Here is a 1433-nt window from a genome sequence, read left to right as displayed (position 1 = left end):
GGTACTAGCGAATAGGTAGTTTGACTTCATTAGGCAACGATTAAACTCTGCTTGGTTACCAAACTCTCTTAAACGCTCTTCGATTAGAGATATGTTTAACAGTGCAGGCGTGAAGATAACTTTTTGGATAAACGGGTAGCGAGTGAAGGTTGAGCCAAGAACCGCTAAACCAATTAGGCCGGGTATTAATGCTTCTTTTAATGCTAACCAACGAGTATCAAGTTCGAAGAAGCCGATACCGCCGGTTAATAATACGCTGACAAAGCCAAGTGCCGCGATGAAGTTAAACTTCTTGTTGCGGACTAACTCCATACCACCGTAAGCAATAGGGAAGGCAAGCGCGACAAGTAGTGCTAAGCCAGTTCCTAGGTGTTCCTCTCCACTGAACTTCATTAAGATGAATGAAGGAAGAAAGACGTTAAATACGACTTCGAAAAGAGGACTCGATTTTTTGTTTTCTGTGCTGCTCATAATTTCTAAATACATTATGTTATGGATTTATTCTCAGGGATTGTTGTTTACCTCGCTCAAGATGTAAAGCCTTAAGACGTCATGCTGTGTAACGACATGTGACATCAACGACATCTCTGAACTTATAGAACGCGTAATTCAACACTTTCGTGTCTGAGTTCTCGACCAACTTGGGGCTTATGATGTGAAAGCAGTTGTTTGGTGAGTCAATTTATATGAACGCCATAGCTAAGCTTTCGCGTTTTTCTGCAGTGATCCACATTCATCAAGTTACCTAAGGCTGCAAAGGCATATCCATATAATTGGAAACATGTACGGCAAGTTGCTTGTGATATTTTAGTTATGTTATAACATAACTAAAATATCACTCTTACTGAGAATAACGTTCGTATCGGTAAGAGGAAAACAACAAGCATGTATCAAGGAGATGACGTAATGAATGCCGTGTTAACGAAACCTGTGACAACCGATAATAATCAGCCACTTAACATTGGTTCTGCTGCAAGTATCAAGGTTCATGCGAATCATGCTCCATGCTATAGCGCTTCTGAGCAGCCAACGGTGCTGGCAGACATCTATCAAAGCAATGTCAATATTGCGATTTGGCAGCGTACATTTGATGAAGATTTAACAATGGCAATCAGTGAATTTATCGCCTTGAATCCAAACTTCAGTAAATCTATGAGCCTGTCTCCAGACAACGCCTATGAGAAATTGGAGTTTGCTACCGACGAAACCGCATCTAAAGCACTACTAGAAAACATGGTAGAGCTGGTGGATATGTTCTGTTGTTTGTTTGATCTTGAAGAAGTAGGGCTCCGTTTAGCGGTTCTGAATAAAGCGATGTGTCCACGCTTCCATGTTGACCAAGTCCCTTGCCGTTTAGTGACTACCTATCATGGTGTTGCCACTCAATGGCTGCCAAACGACTTGGTCGACCGTACGAAGCTAGGAAGAGGGAG

2 protein-coding genes are annotated in these 1433 nt (G+C 41.9%); one reads left to right on the top strand and one right to left on the bottom strand.

What is annotated here, in order from left to right:
• Positions 1-471, bottom strand: a 471-nt coding sequence (locus AB4653_RS23455; RefSeq protein WP_372105445.1) for a VC0807 family protein, incomplete at its 3' end; no start/stop codon positions are given.
• A 435-nt stretch (positions 472-906) separates the two neighbouring features.
• Here AB4653_RS23455 and AB4653_RS23450 point away from each other — a divergent pair.
• Positions 907-1433 (top strand): DUF1826 domain-containing protein (locus AB4653_RS23450; RefSeq protein ID WP_372105446.1); only part of this gene is annotated, 527 nt, incomplete at its 3' end.

The sequence above is a fragment of the Vibrio sp. 10N.222.48.A3 genome (assembly GCF_041475345.1).
Classification (GTDB): Bacteria; Pseudomonadota; Gammaproteobacteria; order Enterobacterales; family Vibrionaceae; genus Vibrio; species Vibrio tasmaniensis_A.
The sequence above is the reverse complement of the archived record's forward strand: the minus strand, read 5'-3'. Positions and strand labels throughout refer to the sequence as shown.